This is a genomic window from Deinococcus sonorensis KR-87 (assembly GCF_040256395.1).
Lineage (GTDB): Bacteria > Deinococcota > Deinococci > Deinococcales > Deinococcaceae > Deinococcus > Deinococcus sonorensis.
Window position 1 is genome coordinate 1,251,553 of the sequence record NZ_CP158299.1, and the last position, 16,840, is coordinate 1,268,392.

The window sequence follows — 16,840 nt, forward strand, 5'->3', positions numbered from 1 at the left end:
TTACCGCGCTGGGGGCAACTCTGCTTGGAGGTCCATTCTCTGCCGGGAGGTGGGGGTATGCTGGAAGGTGCTATGGATATGGATGAGTCCCAGCACAGCACGGTGATGTCCGGCGGAAACGCCGCCTTCGTCGAGGCGCTGTATGAGGCGTACCTCTCGGACCCGGCCAGCGTGTCGGACGAGTGGCGCGTCTATTTTGACGGCGTGCGCGGCAGCGCACAGGACACCGCCCACACGGCGGTACAGCAGCATTTTCTGGAAGTGGGTCGCCAGCGTATGCGCCTCGGCGCCGCCGCGCCGGCTCAGCAGAGCAGCGTCTCGGCCGCCCAGCAGGCGGCCAGCGCCCTGATCAGCGCCTACCGGGTCTACGGGCACATCGGCGCGCGCAAGAACCCGCTGAGCATGCGCCCGGCGGCGGTGGTGCCGGAGCTGACGCCCGAGTACTACGGCCTGACCGCCCAGGACCTGCAGGAGCAGGTGCACGAGGGCCCGTTCCAGGGCACCCTGCAGGAGGTGATCCGGCAGGCGGAGGCCACCTACTGCGGCAGCATCGGCTTCGAGTTCACGTACCTGCCGGTCACCGAGCGCGAGTGGTTCCAGGAGCGCATCGAGCGCAGCCAGGGCCGCCCCAGCTACTCGGAGGCGCAGCGCCGGCGCATTCTCGGCAAGCTGAACGCCGCCGAGGGCCTGGAGCGCTACCTGGGTCAGCGCTACGTGGGCCAGAAGCGCTTCTCGCTGGAGGGCGGCGAGAGCTTCATTCCGCTGATGGACCGGCTGGTGCAGCTGGGCGGTGAGCTGGGCGTCAAGGAGACGGTGATCGGGATGGCCCACCGTGGCCGCCTGAACGTGCTGGTCAACATCTTCGGCAAGAAGCCGGCCGACCTGTTCGCGGAGTTCGAGGGCAAGAAGCGCCTCAGCGACGACCCGGACGTGTCGGGCGACGTGAAGTACCACATGGGTTTCAGCTCGGACGTGTCCACGCCCGGCGGCCCGATGCACCTGGCGCTGGCCTACAACCCCTCGCACCTGGAGATCGTGTCGCCGGTGGTGCACGGCTCGGTGCGCGCCCGCCAGGACCGCCGCGGCGACGACACCCGCCAGCAGGTGCTGCCGATCACCGTCCACGGCGACGCGGCGGTGGCGGGGCAGGGCGTGGTGATGGAGACCATCAACCTGTCGCGGCTGCGCGGCTTCACCACCGGCGGCGCGGTGCGGATCGTGATCAACAACCAGGTGGGCTTCACCATCTCGGACCCGCGCGACAGCCGGTCCAGCCGCTACTGCACCGACGTGGCCAAGATCGGCAACGCGCCGGTGATGCACGTCAACGGCGACGACCCGGAGGCGGTGGTGTACGCCGGTGAGCTGGCGCTGCAGTACCGCCAGCAGTTCGGCAAGGACGTGTTCATCGACCTGCTGTGCTTCCGGCGTCATGGGCACAACGAGTCGGACGACCCGACCATGACCCAGCCGATCATGTACCGCGAGATCAAGGCCCACCCCGGCACCCGCGCGCTGTACGCGCAGGCGCTGGAGCAGGGCGGCGTGCTGAAGCCGGGCGAGGCCGACGCGCTGGTCACCAGCTTCCGCGACCGGCTGGACGCGGGCGAGAGCGTGGTGGAGGAGATCCGCAACGACGAACAGAGCGCCCTGGCGCTGGACTGGCGCAAGTACCTGGACACCCACTGGTCCGAGGAGAGCCGCACGGCGGTGCCGCGTGAGCTGCTGGAAACGCTGGGCGAGCGCCTCGCCAGCGTGCCGGAGGGCTTCGGGGTGCACCGCGCTGTGGAGCGGGTGCTCAAGAACCGCCGCGAGATGTCGCTGGGCAACCAGCCGCTCGACTGGGGCATGGGCGAGACGCTCGCCTACGCGACCCTGCTGATGGAAGGGTACAACGTGCGCCTGGACGGGCAGGACGCCGGGCGCGGCACCTTCGTGCACCGCCACGCGGTGCTGCACGACCAGACGGCCCAGGACCCGGCCGGCGAAGAGTACCTGTCGCTGGCGCACCTCAGCCCGGAGCAGGGCCGCATCGAGGTGATCGACAGCACGCTCTCGGAGGAGGCGGTGATGGCCTTCGAATACGGCTACGCCACCAGTGCCCCCGACTCGCTGGTGCTGTGGGAGGCGCAGTTCGGCGACTTCGCCAACGGCGCGCAGGCGGTCATTGACCAGTTCATCAGCGCCGGCGAGAGCAAGTGGCAGCGCCTGTGCGGCCTGACCCTGCTGCTGCCGCACGGCTATGAAGGCCAGGGGCCGGAGCACTCCAGCGCCCGGCTGGAGCGCTACCTGCAGCTGTGTGCCCAGAAGAACATGCAGGTGGTGGTGCCGAGCAGCGCGTCGCAGATTTTCCACCTGCTGCGCCGCCAGATGATCCGGCCGTACCGCAAGCCGCTGATCGTGATGAGCCCCAAGAGCCTGCTGCGCAACAAGGCCGCCATGAGCGAGCTTTCGGAGTTCACCGACGGCCGCTTCCAGGAGGTGATCGGAGACGTGCAGGCCAGCAGCGCCCGCCGGGTGGTCATCAGCAGCGGCAAGCTGCACTGGGAGCTGAGCGAGGCCCGCGAAAAGGGCGGCCTGCAGACGCAGGTGGCCCTGATCCGGCTGGAGCAGCTGTACCCGTTCCCGGCCGCCCAGTTGCAGGCCGAGCTGAGCCTGTACCCCGGCGCGCAGGTGGTCTGGGCGCAGGAGGAGCCGCAGAACCAGGGCGCCTGGCTGATGCTGCAGGACGACCTGCGGGCGGCGCTGCAGCCGGGCCAGACGCTCAGCTACGCGGGCCGCCCGCGCAGCGCCAGCACGGCGGTCGGCTACGCGCAGGTGCATGCCCGCGAGCAGGCGCAGGTGATCACCGACGCGCTGGGCGCGGCGGTGCCGGTCACGACCATCCCGGTCAAGAAGGAAGCCACCGCTCAGTCGTAACCGGGGCCGCAGCGGCCTGTGGCGGGAGCAGGAACAGCGGTTCCCGGTCGCCACAGGCCACGCTCCTGCCCGGTTCACTGCGGTTCATCATCTCTCTCCAGATTCACGAAGGAGCAACAGTTCATGCCCGACATCAAGGTTCCCGTCTTTTCCGAATCGGTCAGCGAAGGCACGCTGCTGGCCTGGCACAAGCACCCCGGCGATCCGGTGAAGCGCGGCGACGTGCTGGCCGAGATCGAGACCGACAAAGTGGTGCTGGAGGTGACGGCGCTGCAGGACGGCGTGATGCAGAGCGCGGCCCGGAATGAGGGCGACACGGTGCTCAGCGAGGAAGTGATTGGCGTGCTGGGCGAGGCCGGCAGTGCACCGGCCGTGGCCACCCCGGCCGCCCCGGAAGCCGACCGCGCCGCCGGTCCGGTGACCGGTGAGGCGACCGCCGCCGGCACCGCCGTTCAGCCGGATTCGCAGCCGGCCGGCAGCGCGCCCGCCCTCTCCCCGGCGGTGCGCCGGGTGGTGGCCGAGCACGGGCTGGACGCGGCCCAGATTCCGGCCAGCGGGCCCAAGGGCAACATCACCAAGCAGGACGCGGTGGTGGCGGCCCAGGGCGGCGCCACCTACCAGGGACCGCAGGAGGCCGCCGAGCCGGCCAGCATGCGCGCGCCCAGCCAGCCGGCCAGCGCCCCTGCGCCGTCGGCTCCCGCCCCGGTGGCCAGCGGGCCGCGCAGCGAACAGCGCGTGCCGATGACCCGCATCCGTCAGCGCATTGCCGAGCGGCTCAAGGAAGTGCAGAACACCGCCGCCCTGCTGACCACCTTCAACGAAGTCAATATGAAGCCCTCGATGGACCTGCGCAAGAAGTACCAGGACCAGTTCGTGGCCAAGCACGGCGTCAAGCTGGGGTTCATGAGCCTGTTCGTGCGGGCGGCCACCGAGGCCCTCAAGGCCTTCCCGGTGGTCAACGCCAGCGTCGAAGGCAAGGACGTGATCTACCACGGCTACTACGACCTGGGCATCGCGGTCGCGTCGGACCGTGGCCTGGTGGTGCCGGTGCTGCGTGACACCGACGCCATGAGCCTCGCCGACATCGAGAAGGCCATCGCGGGCTTCGCGGTCAAGGCCAAGGCCGGCAAGCTGACGCTGGACGACATGTCGGGCGGCACCTTCAGCATCACCAACGGCGGCACCTTCGGCAGCATGATGAGCACCCCGATCATCAACGCGCCGCAGAGTGCCATCCTGGGCATGCACAACATCATCGAGCGGCCCATCGCCCAGAACGGTCAGGTCGTGATCGCCCCGATGATGTACGTGGCGCTCAGCTACGACCACCGCATCATCGACGGCAAGGAAGCGGTGCAGTTCCTGGTGACGGTCAAGAACCTGCTGGAAGACCCGGCCCGGCTGCTGCTGGACCTGTAAGAAACAGCGACGCGGGACGGAGTCGGGCGTCAGGCACCGGCCCGCCCCGAGGCGCGGAGCACTAAGGACCAGAGACGCTGGCATCAACGGGCCGGCCGCCCTGCGCGGCCACCGACGCCATTCGGGGCGGAACAGAGAGCGACCGGCTCCCTGTTCCGCCCCTGCCCGTTCCACGCGCCACCATCCGCCGCCCGCCGGCCTGCTACACTCCCCCGGTGACGAGTGGAGCGGGCAGGCGGGTGTTGTGTGCAATGTCGGGGGGCGTGGATTCCAGCGTCTCGGCGGCCTTGCTCAAGGAGCAGGGCTACGAGGTGATCGGGGCGATGATGCGCTTCTGGCCCGACGAGAAACGGGTGGACACCTTCGACAGCTGCTGCTCGCCCGACGCGGCCTATGAGGCCCGGCGGGTGGCGGATCAGGTGGGGGTGCCGTTCTACCTGCTGGATTACCGCGAGCAGTTCCGGCAGCACATCATGGAGCCGTTCATCGAGGAGTACCGGGCGGGCCGCACCCCCAACCCCTGCGTCAACTGCAACACCAAGGTGAAGTTCGATGAGCTGGTGAAGAAGGCGCGCATGCTCGGCTGCGACTACGTGGCCACCGGGCACTACGTGAAGCGCCTGGACACCGAGCGGGGCGTGGAGTTCCACCGGGGCGATGACCCCCGCAAGGACCAGACCTACTTCCTGTGGGGCACCCCGCGCGAGGCCCTGCCGTACATCCTGTTCCCGGTGGGCACGCTGGAGAAGCCGCAGGTGCGCGCGCTGGCGGCCGACCACGGCCTGCTGACCGCCCAGAAGCCGGAGAGCCAGAACATCTGCTTCGTGCCCGGCACCGTCCGCGAGTTCGTGGCCGAGTACGTGCCGCAGGCGCGGGGCCAGATCCGCGAGATCCACACCGGCGAGGTGGTGGGCGAGCATCTGGGCACCCAGTTCTACACCCTGGGGCAGAAGAAGGGCCTGGGGCTGTTCCGCAGCCACCAGGTGCGGCACGTGGTGCACCTGGACCCCGCCAGCAACACCGTCTGGGTGGGCGATTACGCCGACTGTCTGTGGAGCGGGCTGCGGGCCAGCGCGGCCAACTACCTGCTGCCGCTCTCGGAACTGCCGGAGCAGCTGGAGGTGCAGGTGCGCTACCGCAGCACGCCGGTCCCGGCCCGGGTGCTGCACGCCGACGAGCACGGCTTTGAGCTGGAACTGCTGGACCCGCAGTTTGCGGTGGCGCCGGGGCAGAGCGCGGTGCTCTACAGCGGCTCCAGGCTGCTGGGCGGCGGCCTGATCGAGGACCACATCCGCGACCTGCCTCAGATGGGGGAGCAGCGTGTGCCGGTGGGCGTCTAGGCGCTGAGCGGTTCGGCGCCGCGCCACACCACCCGGTTGCGGCCCCGGTGCTTGGCCTGATACAGCGCCTCGTCCGCGTCGCGCAGCAGGTCGGCCGCCTGCTGGCCGTCCACGGGGGTGCATCCGGCGCTGATCGTCACGGCCTGCCCGGTCTCCCGCAGCACCTGCTGCGCCACGTTCTGCCGTACCCGTTCGGCCACCTGCCGCGCCTGCACCGGCGTACACTGCCGCAGCAGCACCGCGAACTCCTCGCCGCCGTAGCGGTAGGCGCTGTCGTGCGGCCGGATGCTGCGTGAGATGGCCTGGGCCGTGCTGCTCAGCACCCGGTCGCCGAAGTCATGACCGCGCGAGTCGTTCACCAGCTTGAAGTGGTCCAGGTCCAGCAGCAGCAGGAAACTCGCCGGTTCGGTGTGGCCGGGCAGCAGGCCCTCGTCCAGGCTGCGGCGGTTGCCCAGCCCGGTCAGCTTGTCGGTGTAGGCCATGCTCCGCACGTTCTGAAACGAGCCGACCAGCCGCAGCCGCGCCTGCACCAGCACCACGCTGAGCGTCAGGGCGGCCACCTTGAGCGGCAGCAGGGCGGTGGCCAGCAGCAGCAGGTGCAGGCCGTTTGGCACCATCAGGTAGATCAGGTTGCCGGCACCGGCGATAACCGCGCTGCTGGCCACCAGCGGCCACAGGCTGGCAGGCGCCCGCAGCGGGTTGCGCACCCGGCCGATCAGCGCCGACACCAGCAGGGTCAGGAGGGTGAAGAGCACGCCCGGCAGCGCCCCGGCCCCACCCAGCCAGACGCGGTAGGCCAGGCTGGGCAGCGCCACCAGCAGGCCGTAGAGCGGGCCGCCCAATAGCGTGGCCAAGGCCAGCGGCGCGAAGCGGAAGTCGAACTTGATGCCCGGCTCCAGGTCCAGGGCGTAGCGAAGCAGCAGAAACACGCTGGCCGACAGCAGCAGGCCGCGGGCCAGCCGGTGGCGCCGCCGGTCCTGTCCCCGGTACGGAAAGGTCAGACCCACCAGCGACATCAGGCCCACCAGCGCGAGAAAGTTTGTGACGATCTGATCGTAGACGTTCAGTGGAGCCCCCGGCCCGCCCTGCAGGCGATGGCTTCAAGCGTAACCCAGGGTGCCCAGGGCCGCCGTGCTGAATTCAACCCTGACGGGTGCGGCCCTCAGCCCTGCGTCAGTTCGAAGCGCTCGCCCAGCGCGAGGCCACTGCCGCGCCACCAGTCGGCGGCGGGCATGGGCCGGCGGCTGTCCGGCTGAACCGTCAGCAGCCGCACCGCCCCCTCGCCGCAGGCCACCAGCACCCCCTGGGCATCGGCGGCCAGCACCTCCCCCGGCGCGCCCTGCCCGGCCGCCAGCTGCATCTGCCGCAGCGTCAGGCGCTGGCCGCCGATGCGCCCGCTGCTCTGCGGCCAGCTGTAGACACCCCGGTAGCGGTTGTAGACCGCCTGAGCCGACTCGTGCCAGCGCACCTCGCCGTCACGTTTCTCCAGCAGTGGGGCGAGGGTGGCCTGCTGTTCGTCCTGCGGGGTGGGCGTCAGCGTGTCCAGCTGGGCCAGCGCGGCCACGATCAGCCGGGCGGCCTGCTGCTGCAGCGCGTCGGCCAGCTCGGGGGCGGTCCAGTCCGGCGGAATGTCGAGCGCTTCCTGCAGCAGGATCGGGCCGGTGTCCATGCCCGGATCGGTCTGCATGATGGTGGTGCCGCTGACCTGTTCGCCCCGGATCAGCGCCCACTGAATCGGGGCGGCCCCCCGGTAGCGCGGCAGCAGGCTGGTGTGGGTGTTGAGAAATCCGTAGCGTGGCAGCTGCAGCAGGGCGGCCGGCAGGATTTTGCCGTAGGCGCACGTCACGGCCACCTCGGCGCCGCTGGCCTGCAGCTGCGCGGCAAACTCGCTGTTGCCGCGCAGCCGCGCCGGCTGCTGCAGCGGCAGGCCCAGCTCAGCCGCGTGGGCGGCCACCGGCGGCGGCGTGAGCCGCAGGCCGCGCCCCACCGGTTTGTCCGGCTGCGCCACCACCAGCACCACCTCATGCTCGGCCCGGATGGCGTCCAGCACCGGCACTGCGAAGGCCGGGGAGCCGAAGAAGGCCACCCGGCGGGTCACACGTCGTCCGGGCCGCGCTGCTCCAGCTCGCGCAGGTAGGCGCGTGCGTGACGCTGCATCTGCCCCAGCGCCTTGCGGTGCTCGTCGGTGACTGCCGCCGGCAGGTGGTCCAGAAAGAACACGCCGTCCAGATGGTCAATCTCGTGCTGGAACACCCGCGCCAGGTAGTCCTCGGCCTCGATGCTGCGCGGCTGGCCGTCCAGGTCGGTATAGTCCACCCGCACCGCCCGCCGCCGCTTGACGCCCTCCTCGTAGATGCCGGGAATGCTCAGGCAGCCTTCCTGATAGTGGTCGTCCTGGCGCTTGTTCAGCACGCTCAGCGTGGGATTGAGCATCACGTAGCTGCGCAGCACCCGGCTCTTGAGCGGGGCCTCGTCGCCCTCGTCCTCGTCGTCCTCGTACTCCACGGCCACGAACATCCGGGCGCTCAGCCCGATCTGGGGGGCGGCGAGGCCCACGCCACGCGCCTCGAACATGGTTTCCAGCATCCGGTCGGCCACCCGCTTCAGCGGGGCGGGCGCGAAACCGGGCACCTGAACCGGGGCCTGAACGTCCTGGATCGGCCGGGCCTTGCGCCTCAGGACCGGGTCGCCGTACAGACGGATCGGATAGATGTGGGGAGCGGGCTGCGTCACAATACCTGTAGTTCTAGCGTATCCGGCGGCGGGTGTTCGGGAGGCGCGCGACGTTCCGGCTAGCGCTTGCGCACCGTCAGCCGCACCCGCACCTGCTCCAGCGCCTGCGCGCCGGACGGCAGCTTCAGGGCCGGCGTCAGGTTGTAACTGCCCTCCCGGTAGGTCAGGACGGCCGGCGCACTCTGGAGCGTGGCCAGCACCGCTGTCGGCGCCACCACCCGCACGGTCGCCGGTTCGATGCTGCTGCTCACCACCTCCAGACCGGCCGGGGGACGCGGGAGCGTGACCGGCACCGTTTTGAGCGGCAGCCCGCCCTGGTCGATGCGCGTCACCGTAACGCCGCCGGGGTTCAACGTCAGCCCGGTCACGGCGCTGCCGTCGCTGCTCAGCGCGATCAGGTTGGCCGGACTCTGGTCGCCCGGCTGCAGCACCACCGGCACCGTCACCACCCGGCTGACCGAGTTGACCAGCCGGCTGGGGCCGCTCACCTCGGTGCGCGCCGGGCTGAGCGTGTAGCGCGGCAGGCTGTTCTGGGCGGGCCCCCCCACACTCAGCTCCACCACGAACGCGCGGCTCAGCTGGCTGTCCACAAAGCCCTCGACCCGGCCCGGCGTGGTGCGGACCATGTGGGTGCCGTCCGGGGCGCGCACCTCCACCGGCAGGCTGAAGCTGCCCTCCGGCACGTTGGTGGTGTCCACGGTGGCCTCCACTGTATCGGGCCGCAGGGCCTGGAGCCGCTGCCGGGTGCCGCTGAGCGTGACGCGGACCGTGCCGGGCAGGCTGCTCACGGCCCGCTTGCTGCTGCCGCCGGTGGTGTCGCGCACCTCCAGCGTCACGTCGAAACTCTGCTCGATGTTGGTGCGGCGGTCGGCGGTGGCCACCAGCCACAGCGCGATGGCCGCCGCCAGCGCCAGCAGTTTCTGCGGCAGGTTGTGGACCGTGCGCCGCCACACATAGCCGGGCGACAGCCAGTGCCGCAGGCGGGTCATGGCCGCCCTGCCCGGCTCACAGCGTCTCCTCGTAGACCAGCTCGCGCAGCCGGTCGCGCAGCTCGCCCACCGTCAGCTCCGGCCCCAGCCGGCCGGCCAGCGCGATGCGGATGCTGCCGCGTTCCTCGCTCACCACCACCACCACCGCGTCGGTGAGTTCCGAGAGGCCCAGCGCGGCGCGGTGCCGGGTGCCGTAGCGCCGGTAGGTGCCGTCGCTGCTCTGCAGCGGAAACAGGCAGGCGGCGGCCACCACCCGGTCGCCCTGCACGATCACGCCGCCGTCGTGCAGCGGGGCGTTGCGGGCGAACAGCGCCTCCACAAAGGGGGTACTCAGCTGCGCGTCCAGGCCCACGCCGCTGCGGGCGTACTCGCCCAGCGGGGTGCGCCGCTCGATGGCCACCAGGGCGCCGGTCTTGCGCTCGGCCATCCGTTCCATCGCCCGCGACAGCTCCTGGAGCGCCGCGCCGCCGCGGGCCGCCCCCAGCGTGCGTGGACGGCCCAGCCGCTCCAGCGCCTGACGCAGTTCCGGCTGGAACACCACCACCAGCGCGAACAGCCCGACCGTGCCGACCCGCCCCAGCAGGTAACTCAGGGTGGTCAGGCCCAGCAGCAGACTCACCACCCACAGCGCGGCGAACACCAGCACGCCGCGCAGCACGTTGACGGCGCGCGTGCCGCTGACCAGCACGTAGCCCTGGTAGATCAGGAGGCCGACCAGCGCCACGTCGAGCAGGTCCTTCAGACCCAGACCAGCCTGGCTCAGCAATGCCCCGAACAGTCGTCGCTCCTCCTCCCCTCTCTGCTGCTGTCCGCACTATAAAGCGTTTGCAGGGCCGGGGGCAGCGCTGCGGGTTCTGTTATTTGTAAAATCCTGCATTTGTTTTAAGAACCAGGCCAAATTAACAGATGTTGCACCTTCACATAACAAATGTAGGATAATGCCGTTTAGTTCTTGTTCTGCCGTGGATGTTGTTCTTTCGATACTGACCTGTTCCGGCAGCGTACCCTGCGCCCCGTGCGCCGGGCAGAGCTGCTTCTGGAGGATCTGTGAAGGCTGCGCGCTACATCATCACCCGACCCTGCCTGGCTGAAGGAAGTCTGCGTCTTCTGAAGTATCTGGAGCCGCTGTTTTCTGAAGACCCGTCCGAAACCTTCACGTTCCAGGACCTGTCGGGCCGCAGCTATCCGGTCACGCCAGACCGGCCGCGCGCGCGGCTGCTGGGCATGGGCGAGCTGTACCGCGCCCACCACCTGGGCGTCAACGACGTGCTGCTCATCACCGCGCAGGGTGAGGGCCGCTATCTGGTGGACTGCGTGGTCAAGCCGCTGTCCCGGCCGGTGCCCGGGCCGGCCAGCAGCGCCCCGGCGCGGCCGACACCGCCCCCCACCACCCGGGTGGTGGTGAGCGCCAGTCCCTACGTGCGTGAGGTGCGGATGGAGCGCCGCGTTCCCGACGCACCACCGGCAGATCTGGCGCCCGAGCCGCGGCGCCGGGTGCCGGAGCCGGCCCCCTCAGACGTGCCTCAGGAGCAGCCGGCCCCCGCTGCAGAGGCTCGGCGCAACGACGCTGCGGCTCCCGCGGTGGCCCGCCGCCCTCAGCGGGAGCCGCAGCCGGCCGCCGTACGGGGGCCGGTGCCGGTCCAGCGCCCCCCGGAACCGGTGACCGAGCGGGAACGGGCGGTGGCCGTCCAGGTGCAGCCTGCACCGAAGCCGGCCCCGCTGCCGGAAGTGCCGGTGCTGCCGGTGGCCCCAGCAGCGGTGCAGACGCTGGAAGAACAGCTCTCGGAGCTGGCCCGGCTGACCGGCTACCGCTGCCAGCATCTGGGCGGCGGTGTGGTGCGGCTGCATGCCGAGCTGGGACCGCACGGCTACCAGGTGCTGCTGGCCACCAGCGAAGCGGCGCTGCAGGCGCCCGGCTGGCAGGAACCGTGCGACTACAAGGCCCTGATCACTGAGGAGCACGAGCGTCCGCAGGGCGTGCCGCGCTTCACCCGCGAGGCCCTGTTCGCCCTGCTGGAGCATGCCCGGCTGGCGCCGCTGTCGCCGGTGGACCTGCGCGGCTACTGGAACACCGGCTCCTTCGATCAGGAGAGTGTGGCGAGCGTGGCCGAACTGGTCAGCGCCCACCTGGCCCAGCGCGGCAGCTTCTCGCACGTGCTGATGACCCTGGCGCAGCAGCCGGCCCACAGCCTGGTGGCGTTGCCCCGGCTGGCCGAGCGTCTGGGCAGCGGCGTGAACACGGCCGAGCTGCAGGACATCCTGGAAACGCTCACCCGCCCGCCATTCCTGGCCCTGACGCCGCTGCCGGGCGGCCAGTACTACCTGCGCAGCGACATGCGCGCGTTGCTGACCGACCTGGGAGAGTACGCGGACGGCATGCGCCGGCGCCTGAAGCCACAGGCACAGCTCAAAGGCTGAACAGGCGAAAGCGGCGCACCCCCAGCCATCCGGCGGGGGTGCGCCGTTTTCCTGTCAGCGCACCCGTTCCAGCAGACGCACGTCCGGATCGTCCTGGTGCTGCAGGCGCAGGATCGGGGCGTCGGGGAAGTCCGGGTAGTACAGCTGCCCCCACTCCATCACGCTCAGCCGGGCCTGCTGCACCAGCACCTCCAGGTCCATCTCGTACAGTTCCTGCGGGTGGCGCACCCGGTAGGCGTCGATGTGCAGCACCGCGCCCTGCACCGCCGGGTAGCGGTGCATCAGGGCATAGGTGGGGCTGCTGACCAGCCCGGAGAAGCCGAGCGCCCGCACCAGCCCCTGGGTCAGCGTGGTCTTGCCGCTGCCCAGTTCGCCCTCCAGAAACAGCAGCGTGCCGGGCGGCAGCTCAGCCAGCCGGGCGCCCAGCCACTGCTGGGCCTCCACGCCCGGCAACAGGAGGGTGCGGCCGGGCGTGGGCAGGTCCAGGTCAGCCAGCAGCTGGGTGGTCGTGCGGTCCATGGGTGTTGACTGTAGCAGGCGCGGACCGGTAAGGCTCAGGCCAGGGTGGTTTTCCAGTGGCTGGCGGTCAGCTGGGCACCCGGCAGGTCCGGCGCGCAGCTGACCAGCACGCTGCCGTCGGTCTGGGGCAGCGTGAGCCAGCAGCAGCCGGCCACCATCAGGGTCAGCTGCTGGGCGTTCAGCTCGGCGGCCTGCTGGGTCAGCCAGGCCAGCCGCAGCACGTCGGCCTCACAGTCGTTGGCGCTGGTCCAGTGACGGGTGAGCGGCGCGCTCTCCGGCTGCAGGTCGCCCTGCGTCACCTGCCCGTCCACCACCAGCCACGCGCGGCCCGGCAGCGCCATCGGCGTGGGCGCGATGCCGCCCAGCCCGAACGGATCCGGGGCCGCCGGCGCGGACGGAGCCGCCGCCATCAGCGCGGCCAGCCCGGACAGCGGGGCGGGCGGCTCGGTGCTGAGCAGCGCGCTGCTGGACCCCAGCGACGGCCCGTCGGTGTCGAACACGTCCAGCAGGCCTTCCAGCGCGTCGGCGCCAAAAGCCGAGGTGACCTCGCGCGCGGCCTGGAATTCGGCCTGCGCCTCGCTCAGCAGCGCCTCGGCCTGCACCAGCGTCTCCAGGTAGCGCTCGCGCGCGTCGTTGGACAGGGTGCCCAGGTGCCGCTGGGCCCGCAGCACGTCGGCCAGCCGGCCCAGCTTCTGGGTGGTCTCGCCGGCCAGGTGGCGGTAGCGGTCGTAGTCGCGCATCACCGTGTCAGCGCGTCGGTCCATGTCCTCGCGCTGCTGGGCGGCCTCGCCCATGCGCCGCTCCAGCACTGCCCACAGCGGCTCCAGCGCCACGGTCTGTCCACTCGCCAGCCGCTGACGAACGTCCTGCAGCATCGGGGTCAGGTCGCTCATGGCGCCCGGCACCTCGCGGGCGGCCCGCTCCAGCTCAAAGCTCTCGCGCTGCTGGGCCAGCACCAGCTCGGCGGTGTCGTTCTGCATCACGCTGGTGGCGCGGCCCTCCAGCACCTGCACCTGCTGGGCCAGCTGCGAGAGCTCGTCGCTGGCCAGCCCGCCGCCCTGAATGGTGGCCTGCGCCAGCGCGTACGCCTGACGGGCCGATCGGACCGACGCGTCGTCCGGCAGGCGCGACAGCCGCTCACCCAGCGTGTGCAGGACGGCGCGCTGATCGTTCAGCAGCCGCTGCTGCGCCTCAGTGAGGCGGGCGCGCCAGTTCTGCAGCACCGTCTCGCCCAGCAGCTGACCGCCCTCGGAACGGGCGCGCAGCAGCTGCACCTCGCCGTCCAGCGCCACGTCGGTCCGCAGCAGCGTCTGGAACTCGCGGGTCAGGTCCTGCAGGGTGCGCGCCTCGTGCTCGCGCTCCATGCTCTGCACGCGCGCCTGCGCTTCCGGCGGCAGCAGCGAGTAGTCGAAGGTCTGCGCCTCGTCCGGCCCGCTCTCGGCGGTCTTGCCGAGGTGCTGCACCACCGACGACTCCACCTGCTTGCGCAGGTCCAGGCTCAGGCCCAGCGCGCGCTCCAGCTCGGCCGGCAGCAGGGTGCGCTGCTCCTGTGCCTCGTCAATCTGCTTGATCAGCGTGTCGAGGCGGCGGATCTTGGGACCGCCCACCCCGCCCAGACGGGCGAAGGAGGCCTTCAGCTCCGACAGGTCGCGGCCCTGGGTGACCAGCTCCTCCGAGAGCCGGCGTTCCAGCGCCTCGATCAGCTCGGCGCCCTCGCGCAGCAGCGCCTCCGGATCGCGCCCGGCGGCCGCCTCCTGCTTGGCCACGCCCAGCAGCGCCCGCAGCCGCTGCGTCTGGGGCCAGTCGAAGTACAGCGCGAACCGCCGCGCCTGGTCTTCCAGCGTCAGGATCTGGGTGTTGGCCCCGGCCCCGCCGCCCGCCGGGTCGGTGCCGTGCTCCAGGGCGTCCAGCACCTCCTGGACCCGGCGCTTGGCCAGCGCGGCCGGCACGCTCAGCTGCAGCCGGCGGTAGACGTCACGCTTCAGGATGTCGGCCAGCAGGGCGTTGTCCAGCTGGGCCAGCGTGGTGTGCCGCTCGCGGGCGGCGTCCGAGAGAATGCGTTCCAGGGCCTTGGGCGAGATCAGGTCGCCCAGCGTGCGGGTGGCGGTGCGGTAGAGCATGGGTTACAGCTCCTCGTCCCATTCCAGGGCCGGCTGCGCCTCGCTGCGGCTGGCGCTGCTGCTGCCCAGCAGACCGAACTGCCGGCACAGACCGCGGAAGCCGTAGCTGGTGAGCCCGATGGCCGCCAGCACCAGCAGCGCCAGCAGCGGCAGCCCCCAGGCGCCCTGGTACAGGCTCAGGTTGCTGAGTGGCCGCAGGCCCACCAGTCCGGTCAGGTCGCCCAGCCAGCCGAGCAGGCCGCCCAGGCCCTCCAGCAGCGTGGGCAGGAACAGCAGCAGCACGCCCAGCGAGATGGCCCGCCAGTAGGTGTTGCGGCCACCGAAGGCCAGGTTCAGCAGGTACAGCGGATAGAAGGCCAGCAGGCCCAGCAGCAGGAACAGCAGCGGCCGCACCGGCGCGCCCAGCGCCTGCGCCGACGCGCTGCTCAGGGCGTCCAGGGTGCTGGTCGGCTGATCGGTCAGGCTGCCCTCCAGGCCGGCGAACTGACCGATCAGCGCCTGCACCTCCGCCGGTCGCAGACCGTTCTGGTTCTGGGCGTGCACCAGCGCGGCGGCGAAGGCAGTGTAGCGGGGGGTGCTGCGCAGCTCGGGCGGCGCGGCATTGAGCGCCTGCCCGGCCTGCATCAGGGCGGTGCGGGCCAGCGGGGTGTCGGCGTGACCGGCGGCCACCAGGGCGCGCCCCAGGCCGGCGTACACCGCGTCGGACGCGCCGCTCTCACTCGGCAGCGTCTCCGGGGGCGTGCTGACCGGCGCGGCGTCGGGCACCGGCGTGACCGGTTCGGAGGTGCTGGGCGTCACGGCAGGGGAGACAGCAGGCACCACGGCGGGGGCGGCTTTGGTTGTGGTGGCCGGCTTGACCGGAGCCACGGCGGTGGGGGTGCTGGCCGGCGGACGCAGGCTCTGCTGCACCGCCTGCACCAGCCGCGTGCTGCCCGCCTTGAGGCTGACTAGGGTGGTGCCGAGCGCGGCGTCGTCGTGGCCAGTCAGCTCGCGCAGGGCCGCGCCGAACTGCGACACCTGCAGCGGCGCCACCTCCGGCGCGTCCTGGATCACCGTGAACCAGCTGGTGGCGCGGGCCAGCGTCAGGTAGGTCTGAATCCGCTGCGCGTCGTTCTGCGGCACGCTGGCCTGCTTCAGGTTGGCCTGCACCCGGGTGGCCGCCGCCTGACGCAGCAGCCGGGCCGCCACGTCGGCGTGGCCGCCCTGGGCCGCCGCCAGAAAGCGGCTGCGACTCTGGCCCTGCAGGGCGAACTCGCTGGCCAGCAGTCCCAGCTGGGGCGCGGCATGGGTGGGGTCGCTGCTGAGCTGCTGCAGCGTCTGGTCGTGCAGCGCCTTGCGCATCAGGCCGCGCGCCTGCGTCACCTGCGCCTCCAGGTCGGCCGGGGAGCGGCCCAGCGCGGCCTGGGCCGCCTGGAGGCTGCGCTCCAGACCACTGCGGATCAGGTCGCTGCTGAGGGTGGGGCGCAGCAGCGCAAAGGCGCTCTGGGCCTCCTGCAGGGCCGGGAGGCTGGCGGCGCTTCCACTGGAGCGCACACTCACGGCCCGGTCCAGCGCGGCGGCCATCTGACGGTAGGCGGACAGCTGCTGGGCCGAGGCGCTGCCGAGCGTGCTCAGCAGCCCCAAGGCCAGTCCCACAGGAAGGGAGCGGTTCATCACGCGGTCTCCTGAATCTGCTTGAGTTCGGTCATCAGCCGGCCGATGTTGACGCCCTCGCCGGCCAGCACGGCCACACAGTGGCTGCCCAGCGGGCGCATACACACCTTGGTGCTGCCCAGATCGGCCGAGAGAATGTTCAGCGTGCGCTGACGGAACAGCAGCACCGTGGCGGCCACGATGCTGCCCAGCTGCGCCGCGTTCTTGGGGGCCAGGGCGCGCAGCACCTGACCGCTCTTGTCGCACAGCACCACGCCCACCACGCCCGGCTGACGCGCCAGGTCCGAGAGCAGGTCCTGCTGGCCGGCCGGCGACTTCAGGTCGTAGAGGCGCTCGTTGCCCTGAAAGGCGCTGTAATCCGGGTCGTCGAACTCGAAGTCGTCGGAACCGAGGTCCTCGGAACCGACGCTGACGGTGGCGGGGGTGGGCACCTGCTCCCAGTTCAGCGGCCCGTCCGGGTCCATGAACAGGGTGGGGGCCTTGGGATGCTCCATGGCCACCCGGCGGGCCAGGACCCGCAGTTCCCGGCTCGCCTGGGCCGGGGGCAGCACACTGGCCAACCGCGTCAGCAGCGGGCCGGACAGCACCCGCTGAATATCCTGGGCGGTGACCGTGTCGGGAGACAGGCGGGCGTCGCGCAGGGCGGCGCGCAGCATGGTATCGGCGGCGCGCTCACTCACCGCGCTCGACAGGGAATCAACAACCAGGAGGTAGACAGGGTTCGACATGA

13 protein-coding genes are annotated in these 16,840 nt (G+C 71.1%); 4 read left to right on the forward strand and 9 right to left on the reverse strand.

Annotated features, from left to right (window positions below; translation table 11 throughout):
• The first annotated feature begins 78 nt into the window (after positions 1-78).
• The 3 genes from ABOD76_RS11475 to mnmA all read left to right on the forward strand — a co-directional run bounded on the left by ABOD76_RS11475 (position 79) and on the right by mnmA (position 5,678).
• Positions 79-2,919: a 2-oxoglutarate dehydrogenase E1 component gene (locus ABOD76_RS11475; RefSeq protein WP_350244980.1), complete on the forward strand. Its 2,841-nt coding sequence runs from the start codon at positions 79-81 to the stop codon at positions 2,917-2,919.
• Positions 2,920-3,042: 123 nt separating this feature from the next.
• Complete coding sequence (odhB, locus tag ABOD76_RS11480; RefSeq protein ID WP_350244981.1) at positions 3,043-4,338, forward strand: 2-oxoglutarate dehydrogenase complex dihydrolipoyllysine-residue succinyltransferase; 1,296 nt, start codon at positions 3,043-3,045, stop codon at positions 4,336-4,338.
• A gap of 251 nt (positions 4,339-4,589) precedes the next feature.
• Entirely contained in the window at positions 4,590-5,678 is a 1,089-nt protein-coding gene (gene mnmA / locus ABOD76_RS11485) for a tRNA 2-thiouridine(34) synthase MnmA (RefSeq protein ID WP_350245249.1), read from the forward strand.
• Here the strand turns inward: mnmA and ABOD76_RS11490 are convergent.
• The 5 genes from ABOD76_RS11490 to cdaA all read right to left on the reverse strand — a co-directional run bounded on the left by ABOD76_RS11490 (position 5,675) and on the right by cdaA (position 10,166).
• Positions 5,675-6,694, reverse strand: a complete 1,020-nt coding sequence (locus ABOD76_RS11490) for a GGDEF domain-containing protein (protein WP_350244982.1) — start codon at positions 6,692-6,694, stop codon at positions 5,675-5,677. The genes mnmA and ABOD76_RS11490 overlap by 4 nt on opposite strands.
• Positions 6,695-6,840: 146 nt before the next feature.
• Positions 6,841-7,776, reverse strand: coding sequence for a methionyl-tRNA formyltransferase (gene fmt, locus ABOD76_RS11495; RefSeq protein WP_350244983.1), 936 nt, complete (start codon positions 7,774-7,776; stop codon positions 6,841-6,843).
• On the reverse strand, positions 7,773-8,411 hold the full coding sequence (def, locus tag ABOD76_RS11500; protein ID WP_350244984.1) for a peptide deformylase: 639 nt from the start codon (positions 8,409-8,411) through the stop codon (positions 7,773-7,775). Before def ends, fmt begins: the two co-directional genes overlap by 4 nt.
• Before the next feature lie 59 nt (positions 8,412-8,470).
• Entirely contained in the window at positions 8,471-9,400 is a 930-nt protein-coding gene (locus tag ABOD76_RS11505; protein ID WP_350244985.1) for a CdaR family protein, read from the reverse strand.
• 16 nt (positions 9,401-9,416) lie between these two features.
• Complete coding sequence (gene cdaA, locus ABOD76_RS11510; RefSeq protein WP_350244986.1) at positions 9,417-10,166, reverse strand: diadenylate cyclase CdaA; 750 nt, start codon at positions 10,164-10,166, stop codon at positions 9,417-9,419.
• A gap of 281 nt (positions 10,167-10,447) precedes the next feature.
• Here cdaA and ABOD76_RS11515 point away from each other — a divergent pair, with 281 nt between their 5' ends.
• Positions 10,448-11,818: a hypothetical protein gene (locus tag ABOD76_RS11515; protein WP_350244987.1), complete on the forward strand. Its 1,371-nt coding sequence runs from the start codon at positions 10,448-10,450 to the stop codon at positions 11,816-11,818.
• Between the two features lie 54 nt (positions 11,819-11,872).
• Here ABOD76_RS11515 and tsaE read toward each other — a convergent pair whose 3' ends face one another.
• From tsaE to ABOD76_RS11535, 4 genes are read right to left on the reverse strand one after another with little or no spacing between them, the layout of a single operon-like run.
• Positions 11,873-12,337 (reverse strand): tRNA (adenosine(37)-N6)-threonylcarbamoyltransferase complex ATPase subunit type 1 TsaE, encoded by a 465-nt coding sequence (gene tsaE, locus ABOD76_RS11520; protein ID WP_350244988.1) that lies wholly within the window; start codon positions 12,335-12,337, stop codon positions 11,873-11,875.
• Positions 12,338-12,372: 35 nt separating this feature from the next.
• The gene (locus tag ABOD76_RS11525; RefSeq protein WP_350244989.1) at positions 12,373-14,457 is read right to left on the reverse strand and encodes a hypothetical protein; all 2,085 of its coding nucleotides are present in this window, start codon (positions 14,455-14,457) and stop codon (positions 12,373-12,375) included.
• A gap of 3 nt (positions 14,458-14,460) precedes the next feature.
• Complete coding sequence (locus ABOD76_RS11530) at positions 14,461-16,110, reverse strand: hypothetical protein (protein ID WP_350244990.1); 1,650 nt, start codon at positions 16,108-16,110, stop codon at positions 14,461-14,463.
• On the reverse strand, positions 16,110-16,838 hold the full coding sequence (locus ABOD76_RS11535) for a roadblock/LC7 domain-containing protein (RefSeq protein WP_350244991.1): 729 nt from the start codon (positions 16,836-16,838) through the stop codon (positions 16,110-16,112). The genes ABOD76_RS11530 and ABOD76_RS11535 overlap by 1 nt, the downstream gene beginning before the upstream one ends.
• Positions 16,839-16,840: the final 2 nt, after the last annotated feature.